Annotated in this window: 24 protein-coding genes and 2 pseudogenes; 13 read left to right on the forward strand and 13 right to left on the reverse strand. The window is 42.6% G+C overall.

The features are described 5' to 3' along the window. Positions 1 to 16: 16 nt before the first annotated feature. A complete protein-coding gene (locus H6G92_RS03630; RefSeq protein ID WP_190890868.1) occupies positions 17 to 901 on the reverse strand; it encodes an alpha/beta fold hydrolase in 885 nt (294 codons plus the stop codon). 184 nt (positions 902 to 1,085) lie between these two features. Between H6G92_RS03630 and H6G92_RS03635 the strand changes: the two genes are divergently transcribed. The 6 genes and pseudogenes from H6G92_RS03635 to H6G92_RS03660 all read left to right on the forward strand — a co-directional run bounded on the left by H6G92_RS03635 (position 1,086) and on the right by H6G92_RS03660 (position 8,566). Further along, positions 1,086 to 1,397, forward strand: coding sequence for a BMC domain-containing protein (locus H6G92_RS03635; protein WP_100899977.1), 312 nt, complete (start codon positions 1,086 to 1,088; stop codon positions 1,395 to 1,397). 82 nt (positions 1,398 to 1,479) lie between these two features. After that, entirely contained in the window at positions 1,480 to 1,830 is a 351-nt protein-coding gene (locus H6G92_RS03640; RefSeq protein WP_100899978.1) for a carbon dioxide-concentrating mechanism protein CcmK, read from the forward strand. A gap of 1,108 nt (positions 1,831 to 2,938) precedes the next feature. After that, positions 2,939 to 4,126, forward strand: coding sequence for a HetZ-related protein 2 (locus tag H6G92_RS03645; RefSeq protein WP_190890870.1), 1,188 nt, complete (start codon positions 2,939 to 2,941; stop codon positions 4,124 to 4,126). Between the two features lie 1,007 nt (positions 4,127 to 5,133). Further along, positions 5,134 to 5,682 (forward strand): annotated as a pseudogene (locus H6G92_RS41040) (pilus assembly protein PilB); the annotation flags it as partial. A gap of 199 nt (positions 5,683 to 5,881) precedes the next feature. After that, on the forward strand, positions 5,882 to 6,565 hold the full coding sequence (locus H6G92_RS03655; protein ID WP_190890875.1) for a Crp/Fnr family transcriptional regulator: 684 nt from the start codon (positions 5,882 to 5,884) through the stop codon (positions 6,563 to 6,565). A 219-nt stretch (positions 6,566 to 6,784) separates the two neighbouring features. Beyond that, the gene (locus H6G92_RS03660) at positions 6,785 to 8,566 is read left to right on the forward strand and encodes a M61 family metallopeptidase (RefSeq protein ID WP_190890877.1); all 1,782 of its coding nucleotides are present in this window, start codon (positions 6,785 to 6,787) and stop codon (positions 8,564 to 8,566) included. A 51-nt stretch (positions 8,567 to 8,617) separates the two neighbouring features. Here the strand turns inward: H6G92_RS03660 and pyk are convergent, their stop codons facing one another. Continuing rightward, the gene (pyk, locus tag H6G92_RS03665; protein ID WP_190890879.1) at positions 8,618 to 10,387 is read right to left on the reverse strand and encodes a pyruvate kinase; all 1,770 of its coding nucleotides are present in this window, start codon (positions 10,385 to 10,387) and stop codon (positions 8,618 to 8,620) included. Positions 10,388 to 10,768: 381 nt separating this feature from the next. Between pyk and crtR the strand changes: the two genes are divergently transcribed. After that, positions 10,769 to 11,659: a beta-carotene hydroxylase gene (gene crtR, locus H6G92_RS03670; protein ID WP_190891462.1), complete on the forward strand. Its 891-nt coding sequence runs from the start codon at positions 10,769 to 10,771 to the stop codon at positions 11,657 to 11,659. Positions 11,660 to 11,815: 156 nt separating this feature from the next. Here the strand turns inward: crtR and H6G92_RS39180 are convergent, their stop codons facing one another. After that, positions 11,816 to 12,007, reverse strand: a complete 192-nt coding sequence (locus H6G92_RS39180; RefSeq protein WP_242059041.1) for a DUF5615 family PIN-like protein — start codon at positions 12,005 to 12,007, stop codon at positions 11,816 to 11,818. Further along, on the reverse strand, positions 11,991 to 12,215 hold the full coding sequence (locus H6G92_RS03680; protein ID WP_190890881.1) for a DUF433 domain-containing protein: 225 nt from the start codon (positions 12,213 to 12,215) through the stop codon (positions 11,991 to 11,993). Before H6G92_RS03680 ends, H6G92_RS39180 begins: the two co-directional genes overlap by 17 nt. A 78-nt stretch (positions 12,216 to 12,293) precedes the next feature. Here H6G92_RS03680 and H6G92_RS39185 point away from each other — a divergent pair. Both H6G92_RS39185 and H6G92_RS03685 read left to right on the forward strand, forming a co-directional pair. Beyond that, positions 12,294 to 12,389: pseudogene (locus tag H6G92_RS39185) on the forward strand (beta-carotene hydroxylase); the annotation flags it as partial. A gap of 19 nt (positions 12,390 to 12,408) precedes the next feature. Beyond that, the gene (locus tag H6G92_RS03685; protein WP_190890883.1) at positions 12,409 to 12,876 is read left to right on the forward strand and encodes a hypothetical protein; all 468 of its coding nucleotides are present in this window, start codon (positions 12,409 to 12,411) and stop codon (positions 12,874 to 12,876) included. A gap of 167 nt (positions 12,877 to 13,043) precedes the next feature. On the opposite strand, the gene H6G92_RS03690 is transcribed toward H6G92_RS03685, so the two are convergent. From H6G92_RS03690 to H6G92_RS03705, 4 genes are all read right to left on the reverse strand, one after another. Next, positions 13,044 to 13,595 carry an opioid growth factor receptor-related protein gene (locus tag H6G92_RS03690; protein ID WP_190890885.1) on the reverse strand — a complete coding sequence of 184 codons (552 nt, stop codon included), beginning with the start codon at positions 13,593 to 13,595 and terminating at the stop codon, positions 13,044 to 13,046. A 174-nt stretch (positions 13,596 to 13,769) separates the two neighbouring features. Then, on the reverse strand, positions 13,770 to 14,183 hold the full coding sequence (aroH, locus tag H6G92_RS03695; protein WP_190890887.1) for a chorismate mutase: 414 nt from the start codon (positions 14,181 to 14,183) through the stop codon (positions 13,770 to 13,772). Positions 14,184 to 14,455: 272 nt separating this feature from the next. Then, positions 14,456 to 15,277: a signal peptide peptidase SppA gene (sppA, locus tag H6G92_RS03700; RefSeq protein WP_190890889.1), complete on the reverse strand. Its 822-nt coding sequence runs from the start codon at positions 15,275 to 15,277 to the stop codon at positions 14,456 to 14,458. A gap of 545 nt (positions 15,278 to 15,822) precedes the next feature. Next, positions 15,823 to 16,119 carry a hypothetical protein gene (locus tag H6G92_RS03705; RefSeq protein ID WP_190890891.1) on the reverse strand — a complete coding sequence of 99 codons (297 nt, stop codon included), beginning with the start codon at positions 16,117 to 16,119 and terminating at the stop codon, positions 15,823 to 15,825. A gap of 448 nt (positions 16,120 to 16,567) precedes the next feature. On the opposite strand from H6G92_RS03705, the gene H6G92_RS03710 reads away from it, so the two are divergent. From H6G92_RS03710 to plsY, 4 genes are all read left to right on the forward strand, one after another. After that, positions 16,568 to 17,362, forward strand: coding sequence for an MlaE family lipid ABC transporter permease subunit (locus tag H6G92_RS03710; protein ID WP_190890893.1), 795 nt, complete (start codon positions 16,568 to 16,570; stop codon positions 17,360 to 17,362). A gap of 115 nt (positions 17,363 to 17,477) precedes the next feature. Further along, positions 17,478 to 17,894 (forward strand): DUF3119 family protein, encoded by a 417-nt coding sequence (locus H6G92_RS03715; protein WP_190890895.1) that lies wholly within the window; start codon positions 17,478 to 17,480, stop codon positions 17,892 to 17,894. A gap of 137 nt (positions 17,895 to 18,031) precedes the next feature. Continuing rightward, positions 18,032 to 19,294 (forward strand): DUF3086 domain-containing protein, encoded by a 1,263-nt coding sequence (locus tag H6G92_RS03720; RefSeq protein WP_190890897.1) that lies wholly within the window; start codon positions 18,032 to 18,034, stop codon positions 19,292 to 19,294. A gap of 84 nt (positions 19,295 to 19,378) precedes the next feature. Next, the gene (plsY, locus tag H6G92_RS03725; RefSeq protein WP_190890899.1) at positions 19,379 to 20,059 is read left to right on the forward strand and encodes a glycerol-3-phosphate 1-O-acyltransferase PlsY; all 681 of its coding nucleotides are present in this window, start codon (positions 19,379 to 19,381) and stop codon (positions 20,057 to 20,059) included. Between the two features lie 62 nt (positions 20,060 to 20,121). Here plsY and H6G92_RS03730 read toward each other — a convergent pair whose 3' ends face one another. The 5 genes from H6G92_RS03730 to H6G92_RS03750 form a co-directional block, all read right to left on the reverse strand. Further along, positions 20,122 to 20,373, reverse strand: a complete 252-nt coding sequence (locus H6G92_RS03730; RefSeq protein ID WP_190890901.1) for a hypothetical protein — start codon at positions 20,371 to 20,373, stop codon at positions 20,122 to 20,124. A 63-nt stretch (positions 20,374 to 20,436) separates the two neighbouring features. Beyond that, on the reverse strand, positions 20,437 to 20,676 hold the full coding sequence (locus H6G92_RS03735) for a hypothetical protein (protein ID WP_190890903.1): 240 nt from the start codon (positions 20,674 to 20,676) through the stop codon (positions 20,437 to 20,439). Positions 20,677 to 21,128: 452 nt separating this feature from the next. Then, complete coding sequence (locus H6G92_RS03740) at positions 21,129 to 21,701, reverse strand: hypothetical protein (RefSeq protein ID WP_190890905.1); 573 nt, start codon at positions 21,699 to 21,701, stop codon at positions 21,129 to 21,131. 118 nt (positions 21,702 to 21,819) lie between these two features. Then, positions 21,820 to 23,448 carry a TrbI/VirB10 family protein gene (locus H6G92_RS03745; RefSeq protein ID WP_190890907.1) on the reverse strand — a complete coding sequence of 543 codons (1,629 nt, stop codon included), beginning with the start codon at positions 23,446 to 23,448 and terminating at the stop codon, positions 21,820 to 21,822. Next, a complete protein-coding gene (locus H6G92_RS03750; RefSeq protein ID WP_190890909.1) occupies positions 23,445 to 24,149 on the reverse strand; it encodes a hypothetical protein in 705 nt (234 codons plus the stop codon). Before H6G92_RS03750 ends, H6G92_RS03745 begins: the two co-directional genes overlap by 4 nt. Positions 24,150 to 24,200: the final 51 nt, after the last annotated feature.

A 24,200-nucleotide genomic window follows, 5' to 3' on the forward strand; every position in this document is an offset into this window, starting at 1 on the left:
TGGGTTTCAACTACAATTATCGAAAGCCTAAAATATGCTGCGCAGTAATTTGTGGTTGTTCCAGGTGTGGGAGATGACCACAATCTTGAATCCAAACGAGAGTACTGTGTGGAATTCCTCTTTTAAACCTCATGGCATCCTTAGTACCTAAAATTTTATCGGAATCACCCCATAAAATTAGCGTCTGTTGCAAAATTTCTGATAATTTTTTAAATCTAAAAGCACTGTAACCACCACTTTTAGTGAAAGTAATCAAAGCTTGATGCCAACTGGGCATTTGTAGGTGTAATGCGCCACAACATAGCGCATCGACAGAGGCAAGACTTTGATTTTTATATCCAATGCGGGAAACGCGATCGCGCACTTTCAGATTACTCAAAAATTGAGTTGCTAAATAATCCAATGGGGGAAACATTAATTTACTTAATGGTGAACCACCCGCCAACCCCGCACTGTCAATTAACACCAGCTTTTTTACCACTTCCGGGTAAGTCAACGTAAAATCAATTGCAGTCGCACCCCCCATCGAAGCGCCCACCAAAATTACAGGTTGGTTAATCAGGCTTTTCCAGAAATAATAAAGATGGGTTTTAATCGCAGTTGGGCTATAAGCAATTCCTGAGAGTCTATCTGTAAAACCAAAACCCAACAAATCGACTGCCCATGTTTCATTATCTCCAGAGAGTAGTGGCAAAAGCCGCCGAAATTCTAATACAGAACTATCAAAGCCATGAATTAATAAAATAGGAGTTCCACCACTCCCTTGCTTGACATAGGTCGTAGTAACTGGTTGATTAATTAAAGTAGTAGCGATCGCAGTTGTTTGAATACTTTGAGCTAGTGCGATCGAGGCAGATTCTGTCAGTTGCCCAACTGCTTGAGGAAGAAAATTCGGAAACATACATCAATATTTTAGTCCATAGACTACAGACTACCTCTAGAACAGCGAGTTGTGAGTGGTGAATCGGCAAATACCCACTCTTTTAGAATTTTTAGCATCAAAGAAAGTTTTCCAAAATGTCAAAATTGGGACTAAAGCCACGTACAATTAATATCGCCTATCCCTTAATCCAGGAGCTAATGCCATGCCAATGGCCGTTGGCGTAATTGAAACTTTAGGTTTTCCTAGTGTCTTAGCAGCAGCTGATGCAATGGTCAAAGCTGCCGCAGTTACAATTGTGTATTATGGTCAAGCCGAAAGCGCTCGCTTGTTAGTCGCTGTTCGGGGACACGTTTCTGAAGTAAATAGAGCTGTTGAAGCCGGAATCGCCGCTGGAGAGCAAGTAAAAGTTGGTACAGTAATCACCCACTACATAGTTCCCAATCCACCGGAAAATGTGGAAACTATATTACCAATCCATTTCACTGAAAAATCAGAACCTTTCCGCATGTTCTAAGCAATTTTGCTATCAAAATCTGTAGCGAAGCTTCGTACAATTAATTTGTAGCCTCGGTGTTTATTCATACAGGAGATTAATTATGTCATTACAGGCAATTGGAGCACTTGAAACAAAAGGTTTCCCTGCGGTGCTAGCAGCAGCAGATGCTATGGTAAAAGCTGGTCGAGTCACCCTCGTTGGTTATATCAGAGTGGGTAGCGCCCGCTTTACAGTTAATATTCGTGGTGATGTTTCTGAAGTAAAAGCCGCTATGGCTGCTGGTGTTGAAGCCGCAGAAAATGTCTATGGCGGTACACTAGAATCCTGGGTAATTATTGCTCGTCCCCATGAAAACGTTGAAGCTATTCTGCCAATTGCTTACACAGAACAAGTCCAACAGTATCGAGAATCTGTAGAAAATCCCATTGTGAGATCATCGAATGGTCTATAGAGTCAACCCTCTGCGGGAGAATTCAAAATTAAAAACGAAGAATCCCCATAAATGAATTTAAAGAGAAGTCTCTTGTAAGGCTTCTTACATTAAAGCTTTTGAAGGTTGCATTCTTTCTGTTTTTATATTTTGCATAAGTTGAATTTTGAAGCAGAGGGAAAGCAACAGTCAAAGTCAATAGTCAAAATCAATATTGACTGTTGACTATTCATTTTTGGAAAGATAAAACTTTTAAGAATAACTTGCCAATCTTAGAGACACAGTTGTGGATAAAAGCTTCTTTAGAAAGGATAAATTTGCCATCAATCCCTATTATTGAAAATAGTGAACGCCATGTGGAATACTGAGGTTGATTCCACGCCATAGCTATAGTATTTATCCAAAAGTTTCTTTCTTTAATATGTATGCTTAAATTACGTATATACACTTAAATAAAATAATAAAAAATTAAGAAGTTTAACTTAATACAATACAGTTAATGCTTGATCTTACCTAACCCTCCTTAAAAAGTAGGGAATTAAACCCATTTTAAGGGGAGCCAGCGCGGTCTTCTCCCTTTGAGAACAGGGGAAACGCTCTAGCGCATAGTCTTGTCTACAACACGCTACGTAACCGAGTGTCTGGAGGTTTACTCCATAAGTAAGTGGATTGGGTTGGGGGATCTTTCGGGTAAAAAAGATCACTAATACTAAGCGTATTGAGATTTAATTAAGTATCCTACTACGTAAGGGATTGTATAGCGTTGAAACTTATACGGCTGAAATAACGTCTCAATATTGAGTTAAATTAGATTCGTTCCTCGGCTCGGTTACACAATATTAGGTTTCCCCAACCCATCTCCTGCAAAGGTGTATGGTCACCACTCTAGGTAGATTTCTGTTCTCAGTTCAAAAACATAACTTTACAAAAAGATTAAATTAACAGAATTGGCTCAAACGCCTCATAGGTATGGTTTTGGGGAATTTTGAAATTGAAAATAAAACATCAATGTAGAAATTTCTGCATAATTTTAGTGAATTAAGACGTAATAAAAGTGGAATCACTGGGATATTTTCATGATTTTCATGAAATCCGGGGCAGCTGCCAGTTAAACAATTAGGTGGGACAAATGGGGGTTGTGATGCAAACTTCAAAATTGAGTTTCGAGGAGCGCAATCTCGCTATGACAAAGGATGTGGAAAAACTAGCTCTAGATTGGCAGAAACGCTTGGCTGAGGAATGTCCAGATCAAAATGAAGCTGCTAGGCAAAGTATTATTCTCTGGCTGTTGGGATCTGACTCAAAACGATTTGATCTGTTGAACCCTAAAGAACTAGATATCGCCAAGCAAGCGATGGAATATCGCTGGAGGATTTTACGTCAACGCTATTTGGGACTAGGGCGAGAACGTGCTTATCGCAACTTGATAACGCGATTGGGGAGTTTAGTGACATTACGGAATAAAATTCAGACTTGGGTTGCCCTTAGCCGCGATCGCCAGCGTAGTGTCATAGATGTATTGCAAGAAGTACTTCAAGAGTTACTGCAAACTGATGCCTATATGCAACAACAAATGGCTGATATTGCCAAATATACAACCGATAGACGATTAGGGGATGCTCTGCTATTTGCCTGTGTGGAAGAATATTGTTTGCGACCAGTCCGCAATCAACCCCTATTAGCTTATCGGTTTGTAAATTACTTGCGTCGCACTCAGCGCGGTGGCTTAACCCAAGTGCCAGGCCGTGACTTAATTAGGCTAGTGTCAGAAGAAGTTCTCACAGACGACAGTGACAATCGAGTTAACTTAGTAGATAGTCAGGCGATCGCAGAATATCAAGAAGCACAACAGCTAGAAGAACAACAAGCGCTGCGTCAGTCAGTACAAAAAGAATTTGAAAATTATTTACAAGAAAATTTGGGGACAGACGCAGTAGAGTGGCTACGACTGTATTTGCAAGGTAAGTCCCAGGAAGAGATCGCTCACAGATTAAATAAACAGACTAAAGAAGTATACCGTCTGCGAGAAAAAATTAGTTACCACGCCGTGCGTGTCTTTGCCCTCAAAGGGAAACCAGAACTCGTAGACAGCTGGCTCTCAATTTCCTTGCAAGAACATAACTTGGGATTAACACAAAATCAATGGCAGCAACTTTATGAAAAATTGACTCCTCTGGGGCGGCAGATTCTAGATTTGCGGAGAGCGGGTAACTCAATAGAAGTAATAGCCCAACAGTTAAAACTTAAAACTCATCAAGTGCTAGGCGAATGGACAAAAGTCTATCTTGCTGCCCAAGCGTTAAGAACCCAGGAGTAGGCTGTGAGACATATAGTTGATCAATTCAGATGGTGTGCGAAAGTAGGAGATGGGGAGCAGGGGAGAATTCATAACAAGTTTCTCCCCTCTCCCCCTTTGCCTTTTTATCCCCTCATGTCTGAGTTACTAAAGTAGAAGGTAACTCAGTATTATACTTAATCTACATCTGAAATTAATCTTCTACTTACGTCTACTTAGGTATATATAATTTAAATTTTAACAATCCAACAAAGTATCTTTATTAACTACCTACTATATTAAAGGCAAAATATTATATAAGTAAACACCAAGCAATCAAACCTATGTTGTCTTCAGAGGGCGAACTAAATGATACCGCAGCAAATAGACAGCAAATGCTAACTGCCGCTCAAATAAAGTGGGAGGAAGAAAGCGATCGCGAGCAAATATTCCAACTGATTGATAGTCTTTTGTCTTTTGAAGCTTGCCTCTACCACCAGATTTTGCCCTTAGGATTAGAAGACAAAAACCTCTTGCTAGGTATGGTTCATCCACAAGAAGGCGAGGCACTAGATTATGCTGGTCGCATTTTGTCTTATATCAATTGCACAATGGTGATTGAAGCGATCGCAGCCGACGCTCACCGCAGAATACTATCAGCCTACCTCAACCATAAGAATACATCCCAGCTAGATGCCCAACAAGTGCATCAGCCAACAGCGGACTCTCCTCCAAATAGCCCAGCTAGCATTGCTGACAAACCTTTTGCCTCCATAGATGCCGGCTCAGAATCAAATCAGCAACCAATATTGATGGTGTTTCAGACACAAAAACGTCAACATTCTGGGCAGCGGGTAGACTTGCCTCCTATCCCAGAGCTAGATCAGTCATCTCAAAGTACGACATTCTTGACCCCTATTTCCAGAGGTCAAGAGGGAGACACTTCCGAAGCCCCACCACCAAAAAATTTACCTATTTTGCCCACGCAAGTTCCCGAACTATTTAGTCCTATTGAGGTGCTGCCAACGCTACCACCCAAAAAATTACTAGAAGAATTACTAGGGCGAATCCTGGCTGGGGGAATTGGTAGGCTGTACTTAGAAAGACAAGCTTACGAAGGCAGAATATTGTGGAGTGACAATGGAGTTTTACAGTCTGTATTAGACAAACTACCGCTCTCAGTTTTCCAAGGAGTACTGAATGAATTAAAGCGGTTTGCTTCCCTGCCCGTCACCACGATTGCAGAACCAAAACAGGTAGAAAAAGAATACATATATCAAAAAAACCGCTTATTATTACGCTTGCGAGTCATGCCGGGAATCTACGGCGAAGAGGCAACACTCCAAGTCTTGCGGGGAGCAGCATTAAAGTTCTATCAGCAACAACAGTTAGCGCGTCTGGGCCGCGATGCCTTAGGAATTTCTCAGCAACTTAGCTTCAAATTACATGAACTACAAGAACGGCTTTTCCTGAATCCCAGCCTTGACTCTCAGCAATTAGAGGCTTTAGTTACCCTGAATCAACTAGTGAAAAATTTAGACCAACAGGTCAAAATACTGGTACTAGATAGCAATCCACCAACAAACAGCAAATCATAGGTCTGTCAGTGAAACCGCTGATTTCGATCACATACATAATTGTTATGTTGTAATGGAACTCTAGACTGATAAACCTTAGAGCTTCATCTCAAATCAATACAAATTTTGCGATCGTATTCTGAGTAAGATTACGGTTTAAACAAACTTATAGTAGCAAAGTTACTTTCCCGCTCTTGAATCCATTTCTTGCAAATATTTCATGCTAACTGAGGTTTTTAGTGAACTTTTCCCCTTGATGAGTACAGCCAATCCACAGACTTTGGAATGGCTGCTCAACGTTGCAATTGAACATGAATACCCATCTGGGCGAGCTGTTGTGATGGAAGATGCCTGGGGTAACGCCGTTTACTTCGTGGTTTCTGGTTGGGTCAAAGTCCGGCGTACTGTCGGGGAAGATTCAGTAGCTCTGGCAATTTTTGGCCGTGGCGATTTTTTTGGAGAAATGGCAATTTTGGATGAATCTCCCCGCTCAACTGATGTCATCGCCCTTTCACCTGTGAAATTACTTAGTATCTCCAGGGAACGTTTTATTCAAATATTGTTTAAAGACCCGCAGTTACATCACCGCATGTTGCAACTGATGGTGCGGCGATTGCGGCAAATTAACCTGCGTTTACAAATGCGGTCTTCACCACCGGCGGTTAAACTCGCCCATACCTTAGTGACTTTAGGCGAAAGTTATGGGCAGGAATCAGACTTAGGAAGAGAAATTTTTAACATTCCCTTTAAAGATTTAGCAGAGGTGACAGAAATCGGGGTTGAAGAAACCACCAAAATCATGGAAAAGCTGCATGAAAAAGGGTGGATAAACATTGATAGCGCCAACAACATCATTTACCTTGTGAACTTCAAACAGTTGATGAACTTGGCTGGCAAAGTCTGATTGCTTTATCTGATATAAATTTACATCCAAAATTGGTATTACTTCAAAGAGCCTTGCGGGGATAACTCTGAGCCGAGGAACTAAGATGAGAATTTATGGAAGCAAACAGCCATAAACTTGGTTCTTACTACCAGCCGCAGCAAATAAAAGTCAAAAGTTAAAAGGCAAATTTGTCATGATGGGAGAAATTACCTATAGACTATTAACTCAGCACACAAGATGACTGAAGCAACAGCAACTCGTCCCAATACCTACGTCCAGGAAACTGAGCCAACGATTCATTACCTAGTGGCAATGCCCCAACCAGAAACCCATCTGTTTGAGGTGACTTTACGCGTTGTGAATTACCACTCGCCGATTCTCGATTTAAAACTACCGGTGTGGACACCCGGTTCTTACTTAGTTCGGGAATACGCTAAGAATTTACAGGATTTTGGGGCTTTTGCAGAGGATAAGCCTTTACTGTGGCGGAAGAACAGTAAAAATCACTGGCAGGTAGACAAAACGGGTGTTTCAGAATTAACTGTACGTTACCGCATTTTTGCGAATGAGCTATCGGTACGGACAAATCACTTGGATACTACCCACGGTTATTTCAATGGTGCGGCACTATTTTTTAGAATACCGGGCTGGGAGAAGCAACCCATTCGCGTCACTATCGTACCACCACGCCCGGAATGGCAGGTAACTACTGCCCTACCGCCCGTTAATGAGGAAACGAATACTTTCTTGGCTGGCGATTTTGATACTCTGGTGGATACTCCGTTTGAGATTGGTCGCCACCAATTGTATAAATTTGAGGTTTTGGGAAAACCTCATGAACTAGCAATTTGGGGACAGGGAAATTTCCAAGCCCAGCAGATGATTGCTGATATCCAGAAAATTATCCAGGTAGAAGCGCAGATGTTCGGCGGTTTGCCCTACGAACGATACGTATTTCTGCTACATTTATTTAGCCAAGCTTTTGGCGGTTTGGAGCATAAAAACTCTTGCTCCTTAATTTACCAACGTTTTGGATTTCGCGCGCAGGAAAAATACGATCGCTTTCTGCAATTAGTTGCACACGAGTTCTTTCACTTGTGGAATGTCAAGCGAATTCGCCCAAAAGCATTAGAGGTTTTTGATTACGACCAAGAAAATTACACACCATCATTGTGGTTTTGCGAAGGCACTACTAGTTACTATGACTTGTTAATTCCTTTGCGGGCGGGAATTTATGATGTTCAATCGTATTTGAATAATTTGGGCAAAGAAATTACCAGATATGAAATGACACCGGGGCGCAAGGTACAACCCGTTTCTGAGTCAAGTTTTGATGCCTGGATTAAACTATATCGCCCGGATGCCAATAGCGGTAATTCCCAAATTTCCTACTATTTAAAGGGAGAAATGGTATCGTTATTACTGGATTTACTGATTCGCTCTACTCACAACAATCAGCGCTCCCTCGATGACGTGATGCTGAAAATGTGGCAGCAATTTGGGCAAGCTGAAATTGGTTATACCCCAGAACAGTTACAGGAAGTTATAGAATCTGTCGTAGAAATCGATTTGACTGATTTCTTTAAACGCTACATTGATGGCACTGATGATTTGCCCTTGAATCAGTACTTACAACCCTTTGGCTTAAATTTGGTAGCTGAACAGCAGGAAGAACCCTACTTGGGCGTGAGAATAAATACAGAGTATGGGCGGGAGATAATTAAATTTGTGGAGACTGGTTCACCTGCACAAGTAGGGGGAATTGATGCAGGTGATGAGTTGTTAGCAATTGATGGGATTAAGGTAACGGGGAATAGTTTAAGCGATCGCCTTAAAGATTATCAACCAAACGATACAATCAAATTCGTAGTTTTCCACCAAGACGAACTGCGTACCTATTCCATCACCCTCGCGTCACCACGTCCCACTCGGTATCAGGTAAAACCTGTTGAGCATCCTGACTCCACACAGCAGAAAAACTTTGCTGGATGGCTTGGGGTAGCGATCGCAACTGTTTAATAAAGGGATTGGGAGTGGGCATGGGGAAAACTCTTCCCCGTGTCTACAATCCTAAGATGTTCTCACCGCCCCAGAGTAAATCAAACCCCGTTGCAGATCCAGCGTTATAATCGCCCCATCCCGAATCACCTGCGTTGCCTGCTTCACGCCGACAATCACTGGCACACCGAGACGCAAGCCAATCACTGCTGCGTGACTTGTAAGACTTTCTTCTTCCGTAATAATCCCGGCAGATTTGCGAATTGCCTCAACAAAATCGGCACTAGTGCGAGGTGCAACTAATATGTCTCCAGGATTAAAGTTACTAACATCCATGCCAGTATTAGCCACCCTAGCGCGACCACTCACTGAACCTTGTCCCAGTCCAATTCCGTGCCCTAGTATCGCCGTTACCACCTCTACCTTAATCAAATCTGTGGAGCCGGAAATTCCCTGGAGTGTACCAGCGGTCATTACTACTAAATCTCCCTCAGACAGTAATTTCAACTCTTGAGCCACGTTGATCGCAGCTTGAAATGTCTGACCAGTAGAAGGTAATCCTAGCACCAACAGGGGTTTTACTCCCCACACCATTTGTAGCTGCCGCGCCACATTCACATGGGGTGTCACTGCCAAAATTGGTGTCTGGGGACGGAACTTAGAGACATTGCGAGCTGTGGCCCCAGTTTGCGTTAGGGTCATGATTGCCGCTGCGCCTAGTTGTTCGGCAATTTGACCGACAGCTTGACTAATCGCATTGGGAATTGAGCGTCGGGAATCTCTCAAAGAACGTAAATTTAAGTGTTGAGCTTCTTCCTGCTCCATACGCTCGGCAATTCGTGCCATCGTCGCCACTGCTTCTACAGGGTAGCTACCGACAGCGGTTTCATTGGAAAGCATCACCGCGTCTGTGCCGTCTAAAATCGCATTTGCCACATCCGACACTTCAGCGCGAGTGGGACGGGGATTGCTCACCATACTGTCTAACATCTGAGTAGCAGTGATGATGGGAATCCCCAAGCGATTTGCTGTGGCAATTAGCCGCTTTTGGAGTACCGGAACATCTTCTGCTGGCAATTCCACCCCTAAGTCGCCTCTGGCAACCATCACGCCATCACACAAAGCCAGAACTGCCTCCATTTGTTCGATGGCTTCGTGCTTTTCAATTTTGGCAACCACTGGCACTTGCTTGCCTGTACTGGAAATTAGCTCTTTAATTTCGATCAAATCCTGCGGATTGCGAACAAAGGAAAGTGCCACCCAATCGACACCTTGATCTAGACCAAACATCAGATCCTCTCGGTCTTTGTCGGTCATTGCCTTAATTGATAGGTAAACGCCGGGAAAGTTTACGCCTTTGTTGTTAGAAAGTTTACCCGGTACAGTAATGCGACAATGCAAATCACCTTTGTCCCGGTTAATCTCCTCCACAACCATTTCTACTCGTCCATCATCGAGGAGGATTTTTGCACCAACTGGCACTTCTTCGGCTAAATAATCGTAGGTGACACAGCTAATTTCCTGAGTACCGACCACCGGACGATTTGTCAAGGTGAAGCGATCACCTTTTGCCACAACTATAGACCCGTTGTCAAACTTCCCCAAGCGAATTTTTGGGCCCTGCAAGTCTTGGAGAATAGCCACTGGCTGATTTAATTCAAAAGCGGTTTGCCGAATTAAGCGAATACTACGCTGATGGTCGGCATGAGTTCCGTGGGAGAAGTTTAGCCGCAGCGTCGTGGCTCCCGCTTCAATAATCGCCTTGAGCATTTCAGGACTGCTAGTGGCGGGGCCAATAGTAGCGACAATTTTTGTCCGGCGCAGAGAATCTCTTAATTGCATAGGGGCTGAAGTTAGGGAGCTATCTGGGAAGTCATCGTAACTTAAGTGGCATCTCCTTTTCAGTCACTGCTATATCAATCAAAGATATAAGCAGTTAGAGAGGGTTTATGGGAGAGTGGGGGCTGTGGGATAGACTAGATATAGTACATCAATCTTGTATCCATCCTCCCCACGAAGGAGTTTATCCCATCACTTCTTGCCAATTGTCATATCCCACTTATCAGTAAAGACTAGGCTACGTCTGGAATCATAGCGTTATTCATCTACTGATATGCAAAGCTGTGGATAAATCTTGCTATACAAAAGTTTGCAAAACTTTATTCTTCCCTAATCTTTATCGTATATTCGTAATGTTTGATTAAGAAGGAGTCAATGTTAGAGATGATCACATCGGAGGCACAAAAGCCACTGACAATCCCGCCTAAGGAATTTTTAGCGCCTCCTGGTGATTTTAATCCCACGCTGCTGCTATTTTCTGTAGCTGTGGCAATGCTGGTGTTATCCAACTTTGGTTACTGGCTTTGGGAATGGCCGCACTGGCTGTGTTTTTGCGTTAATACTATTGCCTTACATTGTGCTGGGACGGTAATTCATGACGCTTGTCACCAATCAGCCCATCGCAACCGGGTAATGAATGCGATGTTAGGGCATGGTAGTGCGTTGATGCTAGCTTTTGCTTTTCCTGTATTTACGCGGGTGCATTTACAGCATCATGGACATGTCAATCATCCCAAGGACGACCCAGATCATTATGTCTCTACGGGTGGCCCGCTGTGGCTGATTGCGGTACGGTTTTTGTACCATGAGGTGTTTTTCTTTCAACGGCGGTTGTGGCGGAAATATGAGCTATTAGAATGGTTCATTAGCCGCTTAATTGTCGGTGTAATTGTTTATATATCAGTGCAGTACCACTTTTTGGGTTACATTCTGAATTTTTGGTTTATACCTGCTTTTGTGGTGGGGATAGCACTGGGATTATTTTTTGACTATTTGCCCCATCGTCCTTTTGCGGAGCGCGATCGCTGGAAAAATGCTCGCGTTTATCCTAACCCGATTCTCAATATTCTAATTATGGGACAGAATTACCACTTAATTCATCATTTATGGCCTTCTATTCCTTGGTATAATTATCAGCCTGCATACTATGTCATGAAGCCCCTGTTAGATGAAAAAGGCTGTTACCAAACTTCAGGATTATTGCAGAAAAAGGACTTTTTTGAGTTTGTTTATGACATTTTTTTAGGAATTCGCTTTCATCATCAAAAAGAATAGAGTTGTTGTATTAAGCTCGCGTCAAAAATCTCTGATTTCAACAACCACACCCAGAGCGATCGTTGCTAGGACACTACGAACACTGGGTATCAATGGAAGCAAATCAGGTAGGCGATTACTAGATGCTACTAGTACAACGACCGCAACTTCAGTCTGTTACAAGTTTTGCTGATATCGTAAGTTTTGGTCTGTTGTGAGGAGAATCGTGAAACTCTCCTGTGCCATCAATTGCAACAGTTCGCCATTCTTTTTGCCTGACCATCCCATTTCAACAACTGTGCGTACCTCATAATCAGTGAGTTCACGCCTTAAGGGTCGTGGAACACACTCATCAAGCAGAATTCGCATAAGCGGTTAGCATTTCCTTCGCTAATTCGAGAGTGGCGATCGCTTGCTCACGCCTGACACTGGGAAAGTGATCTAAAAACTCATCCAGTGAGTCACCCGCTTCTAGATAATCGAGCAAGGTTTTTATCGGTACACGAGTACCAAAAAAAACAGGAGTTCCCCCTAATATATCAGGGTCGCTATGAACAACACGCGATATGGATGTCATATAGTTAGCATGTGTTCGACAGACTACCTTCCGATCCTAACTCTCGTCGTCTCGGAAATCTCAGCATATATTTTATTCCCCTTTGCAAAGGGCGATCGCTGGAAAAATGCTCGTGTCTACCCAAACCAAGTTTTTAATATTCTGATTATGGGACAGAATTACTACTTAATTCATCAGCCGTCACTATCCAGAGTTGTTTTGGCAATCACAAGTTCCAATTGAAGATACACCCTTGCTATTTGGCAACGGAGTTATTAGCGCTCAAAGTAAAATTCTCACAGGTCTTTCTAGAGGTGGTGTTTACCGCCGCTATTATAAATTTGAAAGCCTATTTGTTACCAAATCAATATCGCTAAAAAACTTAAGTGATACACAGGCAAGAGCAAAAGTTGAGGAAGTAGTCAATGAATTAATGGAAATTAAACCTGAAATAGTTTTGGCGTTTTTGCCCCAGAGCGATCGTAACGCTGATGAGAAAGAGGGTGGTAGTCTTTATCACAAAGTATATGATCTATTGCTTAGTCGCCAGATAGCTAGCCAGATGATTTATGAAGATACATTGAAAAATCCTGATTATTATAAAAATATTCTCAATCAGGTGGTTCCAGGAATCCTCACCAAGCTAGGTAATTTACCTTTTGTTCTGGCTGAACCTGTTTGACGTTTTCACAACTTGACTTGAAGTATTTTATCTTTTACTTCATTGGCTAATTGGAGAGTGGCGTAGACGTAGGCCGTCATAGACATCGCTGCTTGACAAAATTACATCATGGTCAAGGCTAACCTTCAGAGTCAACTGAGTGCGATCGCTGAACAGTATCACTATTGTTACATTGTCGCATTGGGTTCTACTGCAATTGTCCAATACTGAAATGTTTCACTTCCAATCCGATCACTATTTTCACAGTATATTTGCCGCAAGCATTCATAAAAAGCTTGGGCTTCATTCTCCAATCCAAATGTCATTAAGCATTTTAATATACGGGTGATGCGAAGATAATTGTGGTCAAATATACAGACCCATTCGCGTTTCCGATTTGGATAGTCTTCTGACTCGCTGACAAATATTTTTCCGTCATTATTCTTGTGGCGTTGCAATCCATAAAACTGAAGCATGACAGTGAAGGAGTGCAGCAAATTTTGACGTAGGTGTGGGTTACTTTGAAATGCTTGAATTACTTCCTTGTCAACAATGGGTGCATCACGATTGAATGCACTTTGCTCAGGTAAAGGGAACAACCACTGAATGTAATTGTGGACGCACTCTAATTCTTCAAAATTCCAAGTCCAAATATCTTGAATCATGCGACCTTCTGAATCTCTTTGCTCCCCTAAGTAGAACGGAACAAGCATTGCAGTGAGTTGTTTTTGATGATTCATTGCAAACTACCTTCACAATTCAACATCTTGATTTTGGGTGCGATCGCCTCACCAATGACCTCAATTCACTATGACAAACTAGTAATATTCTCCCACCAGCAACAGGTTGAGCAGCCGCATCAGCACACAATGATATTTTTATGCTGTTTATTACATATATTGTATTTAAGTAATTTACACTTTTGACTTAACAGCTTGCTGTGATGCTTGTAACGGCTGGGGCAAACTCCAGTCGGGACGCAAGCTAGCGGCGTTGCGTAAATAGATATGATGAATTGAGGCGGAGGCTGGCAAATAGGCGTGGATTAGGAACCGAATGCAGCGCTGTAAGCTGCCTTCGACATGCATTTGCTGCACATCCAACATGGCCACATTATCCCAACCAGGACGCGCTCTAGCGATCGCAGCTGGAAAAATAGCATCCAAATCGCGTGTAACTGAGAAAGTCACACTAATCATGTCCGTCGGCTGGAATTGATTCCGGTTTTCTAGTTCATCTAGTAGTTCTGTCACTACCTCTCGCATTGCCTCAACAGTGTTTTCTGAAACGGTTGTTGCCCCGCGAATAGCCCGCATTTGCCACTCCACGCCCAAATCCTCCTTAAAACATAAAAGTTAGGAATTAGGAGTTAAGAGTAAGAAATTGAGAGTTTTAACTCCTAACTCCTCACTCCTAAACGCCAGTTGCTCCACTTGGGGAAACCCCAGACGCTCTCTACGAGACGCTGCGCGTAGCTTGCTTCCCTGTAAGGGTACGCGGACTCGCTAACGCTGCGCTATCGCTTTTAGCGTCTCCCCTTCTCCCAAAGGGAGAGGCTAGCGCCAAGGGAAAAGACCGCACTGGCTCCTCCTAACTCATATTAAGGTCGATATAACCACAACGGTAAACCACTAGTAGACATTTCAAATTCGAGCCAATCAATACCAGCCCCAATTCCTGATGAAAACTGACGACTCCCTGGTAGAAGGCGACTCAATAAGGGTTTACGTTCTTCTAGGGTATAGCAGAGAGTTTTTTCTGGATCAAGTCCGACCAATTCTGCTGTCCAACGGCGGGCATCTTCTTCTGTGCCCAGGCGGTCTACAACACCTAACTCTAGGGCTTGCTGTCCAGTAAAAATCCGACCATCGGCGAAACTTTTCACAGCTTCTACTGTTAAAGAACGGCCATCAGCTACTGTTTGGACAAACTGCTGATAACTTGTGTCAATCAACTCTTGCAGGATGTTCTCTTCTGGTTGAGTCAGTTGCCGATCGAAAGACAATATGTCTTTGTAAGGGCCAGACTTAATTACCTGGAAGGAAACACCAATTTTTTCTAGCAAGCGTTCCAAGTTATTCCCACGCAGAATCACACCAATACTACCCGTAATTGTTCCTGGGTTAGCTACGATGTGTTCGGCTCCCATGCCGATGTAGACTCCTCCAGAAGCCGAAATATTGCCAAAGCTAGCGACGATTTTAATTTTTTCGCGCAAACGCTTCAGGGCGCTGTAGATTTCTTGGGAATCTCCGACTGTACCGCCAGGGCTATCGATCCGTAGCAATAATGCCGGAAACTTTTTTTCTTCTACAGTTTTCAGGGCTTCTAGGACGCGTTTGCGAGTAGCACCCGCGATCGCACCAGTAATTTCAATCCGCGCAATTTGTTTTCTAAACTTGGGCTTAAACGGCCAAACCATGATCTGTCAACATACCTCGTAATAAACTTAATATAAGATGCCCAGCGGTCAGACGACCTGCTTTGCTCTGTTAAGAAACATGAGCAGGCATGGTGCTAATCAGGATTTTAAGGAAATTTTTATATTTTGCAGAGAGTTTTTTTTGATATTCTCAATGGATACTAATCAATCCCTTGAATATTGCACCCAACACAAAATGCCAAACTCTAGTCTAGCGCTCAACGTGATGATTTAGCACAGATTATTTTAGCTGTTTTGGATAATTCAAAATTCTAAAAGCCTTGGTATTTAACCTTTTTTGATTTTTTAGGATTGCTTTATTACAGTAATACACCTGCGCTAGTTGTCAGTCATTAATAACTAATAACTAATTTATAATTAAGTATTCAATCGATAACTTCGGTCATCAATTTAATTAATAAAAATCCATTCCGAAATACTAATCTTTATTTAGGTTAAGACCAGTAGTACTTTCGCTTTTGGAAATATTACTTTTTCTTCTCTTGTGCAGCCTATATAAAACCTGAGGAAGCTATTTCCACTAGTTATGAATCTATTCGTAAAATTTGACACCGATAATAAGCGTACATATCAAACAGTGCCCCTACGAAACTACAGGTCAAGCTAATCACAAATAATCCACGCAGGGGAGTCCCACTGCCAAAGGTGGCGAGAAAATGGATAATCTGAGTAGCGATCGCCTCAGGTAACTCTTGTAAGCCAGGGAAGTGACCGATGAGGGATAGAAGGAGCAGTCCGCCACCAACTAGGAATATGGGAGCGACAAAACTAAAAATGATTGTAAGTAGTAAAGAGCGGAGAAAGTTAGTAAAAATAGTCATTTAGGACAAACTCCGTGAGTAGAGATGACAATAGCTGGATAGCAGTTTGTCAATTTCTACAATACGTGCGATCGCTCCTGACCAACCAATCTGTCAAAAATCTTAAGTTTTCATTAAAATAAACGGCTACCAGTTACAGCACATGCTGGTGATATTAGAAAGAACTTTCATCTACAAAACCCTTGCAAAATAAAGGTTATAGCCTAGATTAGCACCTCCTTATTGGTTTACAGCACGTTTAATAACAGCTTCATTTTCTGAGAGCATCTTTAATCTAAGTTAATATTCAGCGTCATTGGGAGTGGGCGAGATGAGGGGCAAAGTAGCAGGGGAGAAAGGTTACAGCAAATCTTTCTCCCCTGCTACTTTGCCCTATTCCCCATTCCCCATTCCCTATCCCAATGACTTCCGCTATTCTTAAGGCAGTTACCGAGTTAGCTACAGAACATTGAACCAGACTACATCCAAATCCAGTTTAGGAGAATGGAGTCAGCGGTTGCTGGCGGCGATTTTTCTGGGTGGGCAAGTACTAGTTCACCTATTGAGGGGCAAAATCCATCGGCGCAACACCTTAGAACAAATGGCAGCAGTTGGGCCAGATTCCCTATTTATTGCCCTACTGACGGCTATTTTCGTCGGCGCGGTGTTTACCATTCAGGTGGCGCGGGAATTTATCAACTTTGGCGCAGGAAACATTATCGGCGGAGTGCTTTCTGTAGCGTTGACACGAGAACTCTCTCCCGTGTTGACAGCAGTGATTTTGGCGGGGCGAGTCGGTTCTGCCTTTGCAGCCGAAATCGGTACCATGAGGGTCACAGAACAAATCGATGCCATGTTGATGTTAAGAACAGATCCAATCGATTACTTAGTTATCCCGCGCGTCCTTGCTTGCTGTTTAATGCTACCAATTTTAACCCTCCTGTCTTTGGTAACAGGGATGTTCGGGGGATTAATAATTGCGACAAATATCTACAACCTGTCTGATACGGTATTTCTAGACTCAGCCCGTAACTTTCTTGGTATCTGGGATATTGTTAGCGCCATGATTAAGGCGTGTTGCTTTGGCATTTTAATTGCCGTAATTGGTTGCAGTTGGGGGTTAACGACAACAGGAGGAGCCAAAGGGGTAGGACAGTCAACCACAACTGCTGTTGTGACTGCCTTGCTGATTATATTTGTTAGCAACTTCTTCCTTTCTTGGTTAATGTTTCAGGGGACTGGCAATGCCTTCTTAGGCTTCTAAAACTGATGATTTAGGAGTAAAGAGCAGAGGCAAAGCGTCTCCGGTTCCGGTTATAAGTGAGGAGTTTTAACTTATAACTCATAACTCATAACTCCTGACTCCTAAAATAGGAGAGATGCCTACTAATAAAGCAGGATTTAAGACTGTGACCAGTTCATTTGCTCCTAACTCCACATCAACTGTGGAACTCAAGCCTAGTTACAATATACCTATAGTGTTGGTGATTGCCGCTATTCCACTACTGTTGGTACAACCGTGGGTAGGCTCCGTTTTCACACTGTTTGGTTTGTTTCTTATGTTTCAGGCGTTAACGCTGCGCTTGCAATTTACCGCCACCGACTTAGATATTTACAGAGGCGAAAAATTGATTCGGCGCTTTCCCTACCAGGAATGGCAAAACTGGCGGATATTCTGGAATGGAGTCCCCATACTGTTTTACTTTAAAGAAATTAAAAGTATTCACTTTTTGCCAATTTTATTTGACCCCAACACCTTGAAAAGTTGCTTGGAACAACGTTGTCCGCGTATTTAGTGCTGAGTTCCATCTGTGCTGAGTCATTTTGATCTAAACTCATAACTCAGCACTCGTAACTCAAGAATTTTATGGCAGGTCAATTGTAATATTTCTGAAAGCTATTTATTCGCGTCATAGGAATTACACTATTGTTTATGAACCCAGAGGCATCTCAAACCCCAGAACCAATTGATGAGCGGTTGGCAGAAAAACAAGAACAGAACAATGCAGTTGAACATCCAGTCAATCCATCTGTTGAGTCAGTGGTAGAAACAGGAGCCATTAGCTCATCAGAAGACTACACAACTATTGAGCCACTCATTTCCAATGCAAAAGTGGTAGATTCTACAGTAGAGCTAACAGAAAATTCAAATGGCGAGTTTGTAGCGCAGTCGGAAGCGGAAAATACCGCACTGGGATCAGAAAACCATTTATTATATGCAGAAGCAAAGCAACGAGTAGCAGAGTTGCAGAGCGCTGAAGCTGCTCTCAAGGAAGAAATAGCCAAGCTGCAAGCTTCATACAAAAACCTTCAGGCACAAGTGAGTGAAACTCAAACCTCACTGGGACGACTTGTGCAAGAGTCGCTAGTGCAGTTAGAACAACGCAAACAAACCCTGCAAATTTCTGTAGAACAACTAGAACGCCGTCAAGAACGTATCCGCAACGAGATGCGAACCACTTTTGCTGGTACATCCCAAGACTTGGCAATTCGGGTGCAGGGTTTTAAAGACTATCTCACGGGTAGCTTACAGGATTTGGCCGTTGCCGCTGAACAGTTGCAACTGACGCCAACTGTGGTGGAACGAGAAAAACCATCTGTAAAAGAGGTTAAACCAGTTGAAACCCAACCTGGAATACCGCAATTTGCTCAACAGCAGTTTCAAGATACTACAAAGCAAATTCGCCGCCTAATTGACCAATACCGGAATAAACCAGATTATTACGGGCCAGCGTGGCAACTACGCCGTACCTTTGAACCAATCCACGCGGAACGAGTCTCTAACTGGTTTTTTACCCAAGGGGGACGGGGTGGTTTGCGGACAATGGGTAGCCGCTTACAGAATATTTTGATTGCCTCAGCTGCAATTTCGATATTACACAAGCTGTATGGCGATCGCGTCCGTACTTTAGTCTTAGCTAATACACCGGAGCGATTGGGTGAATGGCGGCGCGGCTTGCAAGACTGTCTGGGAATCGGTCGCCCAGATTTCGGACCAGACCGAGGCGTGGTATTATTTGAGGCGTCTGATGCTCTGGCTCAGAAAGCAGAGCGATTGACCAAAGCCAATCAACTACCCTTAATTATCATTGACGATTCAGAGGAGCAAATCAGTCTGTCGCTGCTGCAATTTCCCTTATGGTTAGCCTTTGCTCCTGACCCCAAAACCGTGAGAAACTATGATGATGACTTTTAAATGAGTCATTGGTCATTAGTCATTGGTCATTGGTCAAGAGGTATTACTCTTGACTTTTTTAAATTTTGAATTTTGAATTGTATTATGGCTATTTGGTTAACTCTGTGCGGCGTAATTGTGGTTATAGCTTACCTGCTGGGTTCTTTTCCCACTGGGTACATCGCTGTAAAGCAGTTAAAAGGTATTGATATTCGGGAAGTTGGTTCAGGTTCCACTGGAGCAACTAATGTACTAAGAACCTTGGGGAAAGGGCCAGGAGCATTCGTTTTAGTACTTGATTCTTTAAAGGGAGTATTAGCGATCGCTCTAGTTTACTGGTTATTCAATTTTGACCCAATTCAAAATTATATCCCACCAAGGGTAGATGCACAACTTTGGCAACCGTGGGTAGTAACAATATCTGGGTTAGCCGCCATTCTGGGACACAGTAAATCGATCTTTTTGGGCTTTACCGGTGGGAAATCTGTTGCTATCAGCTTAGGGATTTTGTTGGCCATGAGTTGGCAGGTAGGTTTAGCAACAGTCGGTGTGTTTGCCGTAGTCGTGGCAATATCGCGGATTGTCTCTTTGAGTTCAATTGCAGGTGCGATCGCTGTTCCCATTTTCATGGTACTTTTACATCAACCGTTACCCTATATTCTGTTTGGTATTGCTGGTGGACTATATGTGATTTTGCGTCATCGCACTAATATTGAACGGCTGTTTGCTGGTACTGAGCCAAAAATTGGGCAAAATGTAGCGACGGAACCAGAACAAACGGCATAGTTGACTAACTGCAAATAGATATTTTTTTGCCCCTCTGCTTCAGCGGGGGTTAAGCTTACGAACTAATCTTTGCCTTTCATTAAACGGTGGAAAAGGCGGCAAGGCCATAAAAAAGCTCCACAAATACTTACTGAGGCGATGGCGGCCACAACTCGCCAAGTCGAACTAGTCTCGCTAGCAGACTCTGAAGGATGAGCTTCTGTGCTTTTAGCTAATTCTGGCACTGAATGAGATAGCTGACTGGCTGTACTCACCCCTTCAATCGCTGCTCCAATTAGATAAGCTACTAGGGCAATTACTAGCCAGTTATTCATAATATTCAACTGTTTGAACTCTGAGCGTATACTTGGCAATGAGCAATCATTTTATTTATCGTGCTAATGATTGCCGCCTTGCCCGAAGGATAACCTACCTTCGGCCGTATCACGAATGAGGGGTAGTTTAGATTTTATATAAGTATTAAGCGTGCTATCTGCCTGGGCATCAATCCCCTGCTTCGCTTTTAACTGCTGGAGGAGCAATTGTACTAAAGCAGCATCGTCAAATTGGAGCAGGGTGTTGACTTGGGTAGACTCGATTACAGCCCAAAGCTGTTGCATCATTTTAGCAGTGACCATGAGCCTGTAACCTCTTAAGCTTTTCTTTATATTTACACAGATTTTGAATTTGTGGTTAGTTTTTATCTGAAGATTTATAAAGATGTAAGCTAAAAATGCCTGAGTAAGCCAATACAGTTAAGTTATGGCGGTTTTTCAATTGATTGAAATACAACACTCCCCATTCCTTGCCTGTGGTCTATAAAGAAAGAAAATTGCTGTCAGACATTATCATCCTCTCCAACTCTCCTTCACAAGGAGGGAATTAGAACAAGGCTTTTGAAAAGCCACAATGCAGACATACGTCAATCAGCGCTTTTTGTGGAATCAACTTCAGTCGTTTTTACTATTGAGTACTTTTACTATAGCAATCCTAAATCATTCGTGAGAGACAAAATCGCTGTAATGCTTAATAAATACGTAATTTTTCTCTCCGTATTTTCTCAAGTTTCAATTCGGATTGCTATAGAAGTTTATTTTGAACGTATTACACAAGACGCTTCTTGTCCAGAAGGATCGGGAAAAATTGCTAAAGTGTGATATCCGGGGTTATCTGTTCCATATATCACTCGAAAAGTATACAACTTGTTTTTACCTTGCCCTTCGGTAACAACTGTTAAAAGTGTATTACTAGTGTTAGGAAGTCCAGGAATATTCAGTTTTTGAATTCGTCTGAGTTGAATTACATTGGCTGCTGAGTTTTTGCAATCTCCTGTACTAGTATTAGGTTTTGGGCCAAACTGCATACATACTGGTCCATCAAAATCCATAGTTACTTGTGATGGATCGTTTAACCAAACTTTTTTAATTACTTCTCCAGCCTGAATAAAGCTTAAGTTTGTTCCTTGCTGATAGGAAACATTGATCGTAGGTATTAGCCCCCCTAAGCCTTGCGCTTGGCAGGAAAACATGGAACGCAGAACGGCGTTATTAGCTACAGCGCGACCTGCCAAAAACAACATAGCAACCGAGAAAACAAAGGAAGCTATCGGTAGGAAATAATAATTATCTGGGGTATTTCCTGACAAGTTAGTATTCTTTTTCATGGTTGCAAATGGGGAGATTGGTAGAGAAAACAAGGGGAGATGCAAAAAATGGCGAGAAAACTAGTTACCAATTACCATTACTAAATTAAAAATCCAAAATTGGTGTAAATACTACCTCCTAAAATTGCATTGCTTGATTAACGTATATTTCAATATTTGTGCCTGCTGGCAAAAACCAAACATTAGTTTGTTGTGACATTTGGGCGATCGCCTGTTGATTACGTTGGGCAATTTGGGGTACTACAGAGTTCAAACCACCTTCTACAATCCCGGCTGCAAGGTTGCGTCTGTTCTTGGTGACAGTAGTAAGAGTTGTGCTGCTACTGGTATTGCCGTCAACGGTAGTTTGTGAAGTAAGTGGTTGGAGTTCAGTATCACTACGATTTATTAACTCTGCGGCTTTACTAATACCTCCCAAAACAAATAGTCCTGCATCCATTGATGCTATGGAGGAACTTTGACTAGGAAATCTATTTGCTATTAAAGGTTTACCTTGGGAAGCACGAACAAGAATTGTATTGTTGGGTAAGCTTCGTTCTGTAAGGTTGCCATCATTTTGCGAGATAACTTTAACTACGCTCATCTGCAAAAGACCTTGTTCGGAAAGTGAACGAATTTCAGTGAGAAATTCGGTGTTCGCAGGTACAGCGATCTCACCATCCGTAGATTTTAGCGGTTCTTTCAACCGGATAACAAATATGTTTTTCTCTTCGTCTCCTTCGCCATTCTTTCCTCTAGAAGTTTCTCCAAATATCGCTGTTGCCAACACAGCTTTGGCACTAGTTCCTACTGCTACGGATTTCTCTCCCTGCTGTTGCACTTGATTGACCGCAGGGGCAGGAGTTTCAGGTTGCGGGGTTTGTTCAGGATTGGGGTTTGGTGTTTGTTCAGGATTGGGGTTTGGTGCTTGTTGTTGTACCTGGGTATCGCTTGGAGGTGGATAACTACCTGCAACGGTATTAGCTTTACCATCGACATTTACTTGACCGTAGCTACCTAGCTTTGCTAACCTTGCCCACTCTTCAAGTGGACTTGGTGGAGGTGGCGGAGTTGTACTGACTACGGGTTGAGTGTCTGGCTTCACAACTGGTAGCTGGGCTATTGGCAAAGGTTGAGAAGCAGGAACTTTAACGATGCGCTCAACTGTAACTGTTCGAGGCACGTAAGCTGTTGGTGGGGGTGTTGGTATCACTCTCTGTCTACCTCTAGAAGAAACTGACGGTTCTGGTTGTACGGCTACTGTCGGTGTTGATTTTGCAATTCTGAGCTTTTGTTGGGCGGCTTTCACCAACTCTGCTTGTTCAGTTAGGGCTAACTTCGTTTTCAGAGCATCTATTTCACTTTCTAGCTGTTGAGAGCTAGATTGATTAATTGGCTGCGATCGCACTTGTTCAGAAACAATATTTTTTGGCTTTTGACTGCTGGTGTTCATCAACTGGGACAAAAACACACCACCAACCAAAACTATGGCTAAGGTAGCAGCCCCTACCAAGCCTAATTTTGCAAAGGGGTTAGATGATAGGGGTTGCTTAGTCTGAACTTCTTGTGGAAGAGATAGCGACTCTTGCGGTGTTGCAGAGTCTTCTGATGCTTGGGTATCGGTAGAAGAAGATTCTTCTTCAAAGCCGACCAACCTTGCCATCCGCGATTCCCAATCAAAAGATTCTACATCTTGTTGGCGATCGTCGGTAGTTAGAGTCAATAGATTTTGTGGAGGAGTTTCTGTGGGAATTGAATATCGAGTCATGGTAGACCTTGGTTTGGATTTCCAGAACAATTTTTATCTTGGATTTCACAGACATTATAAATTTCTAACCTGGCTTCACCAAGGCGGTAAGCTGCGAAGTGCGATGGAAGTGCTGCATTTGGTAGTGAAGTTGCTGGTTCATCTATTGTTCTAACTAAAATTTGTTTATTAAACGAAATTGATTTTCCCAACTTATCATAACCGCTAAAAACTAATTGATTGGCAAGCATCTCCACTTTCCACTTTCCATCGCCTACTTTTGTAGGTTGTGAAACTTTTTGTATGACTAATATATTTTCAGTTCCTCTATTAACATTTTCAAATTGACTATCTGGATTTAAGTTAATCAGTTGTGACTTAAGTTTTGGCTGAAAATCCTCAGCTACCAGTTGGGAACTAATTTCCCAGACTGTTGTTGGCGGTTGCTGCGGTGACCATGTAAGCATTAAGCTCATACTTTCACCAACAAAGCGCCGAATAGTCTCTGGTTGTCGCTCTAAATTTTGCTGGGGGTCTACGGTTATAACACGACCATCAACAAGTTGTACTAAACTTTGAGGTGTGAGTTGCCGACCTAACTGTTGTAGCATAGACCCGTGAAATATCAATAACAGTAAGGTAAACACATTTAAACCAAATGTTCCTACTGCCAACAGTGGTAAGGGGTTATTTTTCTTATTTTCTGGTTTAAGTAACTGCATTAATATTTTATTAATTATATAGATTGAACTATCATCAAATGAATTAGAAAT

The organism is Nostoc foliaceum FACHB-393 (assembly GCF_014698505.1).
Lineage (GTDB): Bacteria > Cyanobacteriota > Cyanobacteriia > Cyanobacteriales > Nostocaceae > Nostoc > Nostoc foliaceum_A.

What these genes read in the sequence shown, in the direction of transcription:
- H6G92_RS03680 (WP_190890881.1), bottom strand. Translation starts at nt 12,215, where the DNA reads ATGACATCCATATCGCGTGTTGTTCATAGCGACCCTGATATATTAGGG.
- H6G92_RS03740 (WP_190890905.1), bottom strand. Translation starts at nt 21,701, where the DNA reads ATGAAAAAGAATACTAACTTGTCAGGAAATACCCCAGATAATTATTAT.
- H6G92_RS03735 (WP_190890903.1), bottom strand. Translation starts at nt 20,676, where the DNA reads ATGGTCACTGCTAAAATGATGCAACAGCTTTGGGCTGTAATCGAGTCT.
- H6G92_RS03645 (WP_190890870.1), top strand. Translation starts at nt 2,939, where the DNA reads ATGGGGGTTGTGATGCAAACTTCAAAATTGAGTTTCGAGGAGCGCAAT.
- H6G92_RS03715 (WP_190890895.1), top strand. Translation starts at nt 17,478, where the DNA reads ATGCCTACTAATAAAGCAGGATTTAAGACTGTGACCAGTTCATTTGCT.
- H6G92_RS03745 (WP_190890907.1), bottom strand. Translation starts at nt 23,448, where the DNA reads ATGACTCGATATTCAATTCCCACAGAAACTCCTCCACAAAATCTATTG.
- H6G92_RS03690 (WP_190890885.1), bottom strand. Translation starts at nt 13,595, where the DNA reads ATGAATCATCAAAAACAACTCACTGCAATGCTTGTTCCGTTCTACTTA.
- H6G92_RS03730 (WP_190890901.1), bottom strand. Translation starts at nt 20,373, where the DNA reads ATGAATAACTGGCTAGTAATTGCCCTAGTAGCTTATCTAATTGGAGCA.
- sppA (WP_190890889.1), bottom strand. Translation starts at nt 15,277, where the DNA reads ATGGTTTGGCCGTTTAAGCCCAAGTTTAGAAAACAAATTGCGCGGATT.
- H6G92_RS03720 (WP_190890897.1), top strand. Translation starts at nt 18,032, where the DNA reads ATGAACCCAGAGGCATCTCAAACCCCAGAACCAATTGATGAGCGGTTG.
- pyk (WP_190890879.1), bottom strand. Translation starts at nt 10,387, where the DNA reads ATGCAATTAAGAGATTCTCTGCGCCGGACAAAAATTGTCGCTACTATT.
- H6G92_RS03705 (WP_190890891.1), bottom strand. Translation starts at nt 16,119, where the DNA reads ATGACTATTTTTACTAACTTTCTCCGCTCTTTACTACTTACAATCATT.
- H6G92_RS03750 (WP_190890909.1), bottom strand. Translation starts at nt 24,149, where the DNA reads ATGCAGTTACTTAAACCAGAAAATAAGAAAAATAACCCCTTACCACTG.
- crtR (WP_190891462.1), top strand. Translation starts at nt 10,769, where the DNA reads ATGATCACATCGGAGGCACAAAAGCCACTGACAATCCCGCCTAAGGAA.
- H6G92_RS39180 (WP_242059041.1), bottom strand. Translation starts at nt 12,007, where the DNA reads ATGCGAATTCTGCTTGATGAGTGTGTTCCACGACCCTTAAGGCGTGAA.
- H6G92_RS03660 (WP_190890877.1), top strand. Translation starts at nt 6,785, where the DNA reads ATGACTGAAGCAACAGCAACTCGTCCCAATACCTACGTCCAGGAAACT.
- H6G92_RS03655 (WP_190890875.1), top strand. Translation starts at nt 5,882, where the DNA reads ATGCTAACTGAGGTTTTTAGTGAACTTTTCCCCTTGATGAGTACAGCC.
- H6G92_RS03635 (WP_100899977.1), top strand. Translation starts at nt 1,086, where the DNA reads ATGCCAATGGCCGTTGGCGTAATTGAAACTTTAGGTTTTCCTAGTGTC.
- plsY (WP_190890899.1), top strand. Translation starts at nt 19,379, where the DNA reads ATGGCTATTTGGTTAACTCTGTGCGGCGTAATTGTGGTTATAGCTTAC.
- H6G92_RS03630 (WP_190890868.1), bottom strand. Translation starts at nt 901, where the DNA reads ATGTTTCCGAATTTTCTTCCTCAAGCAGTTGGGCAACTGACAGAATCT.
- H6G92_RS03640 (WP_100899978.1), top strand. Translation starts at nt 1,480, where the DNA reads ATGTCATTACAGGCAATTGGAGCACTTGAAACAAAAGGTTTCCCTGCG.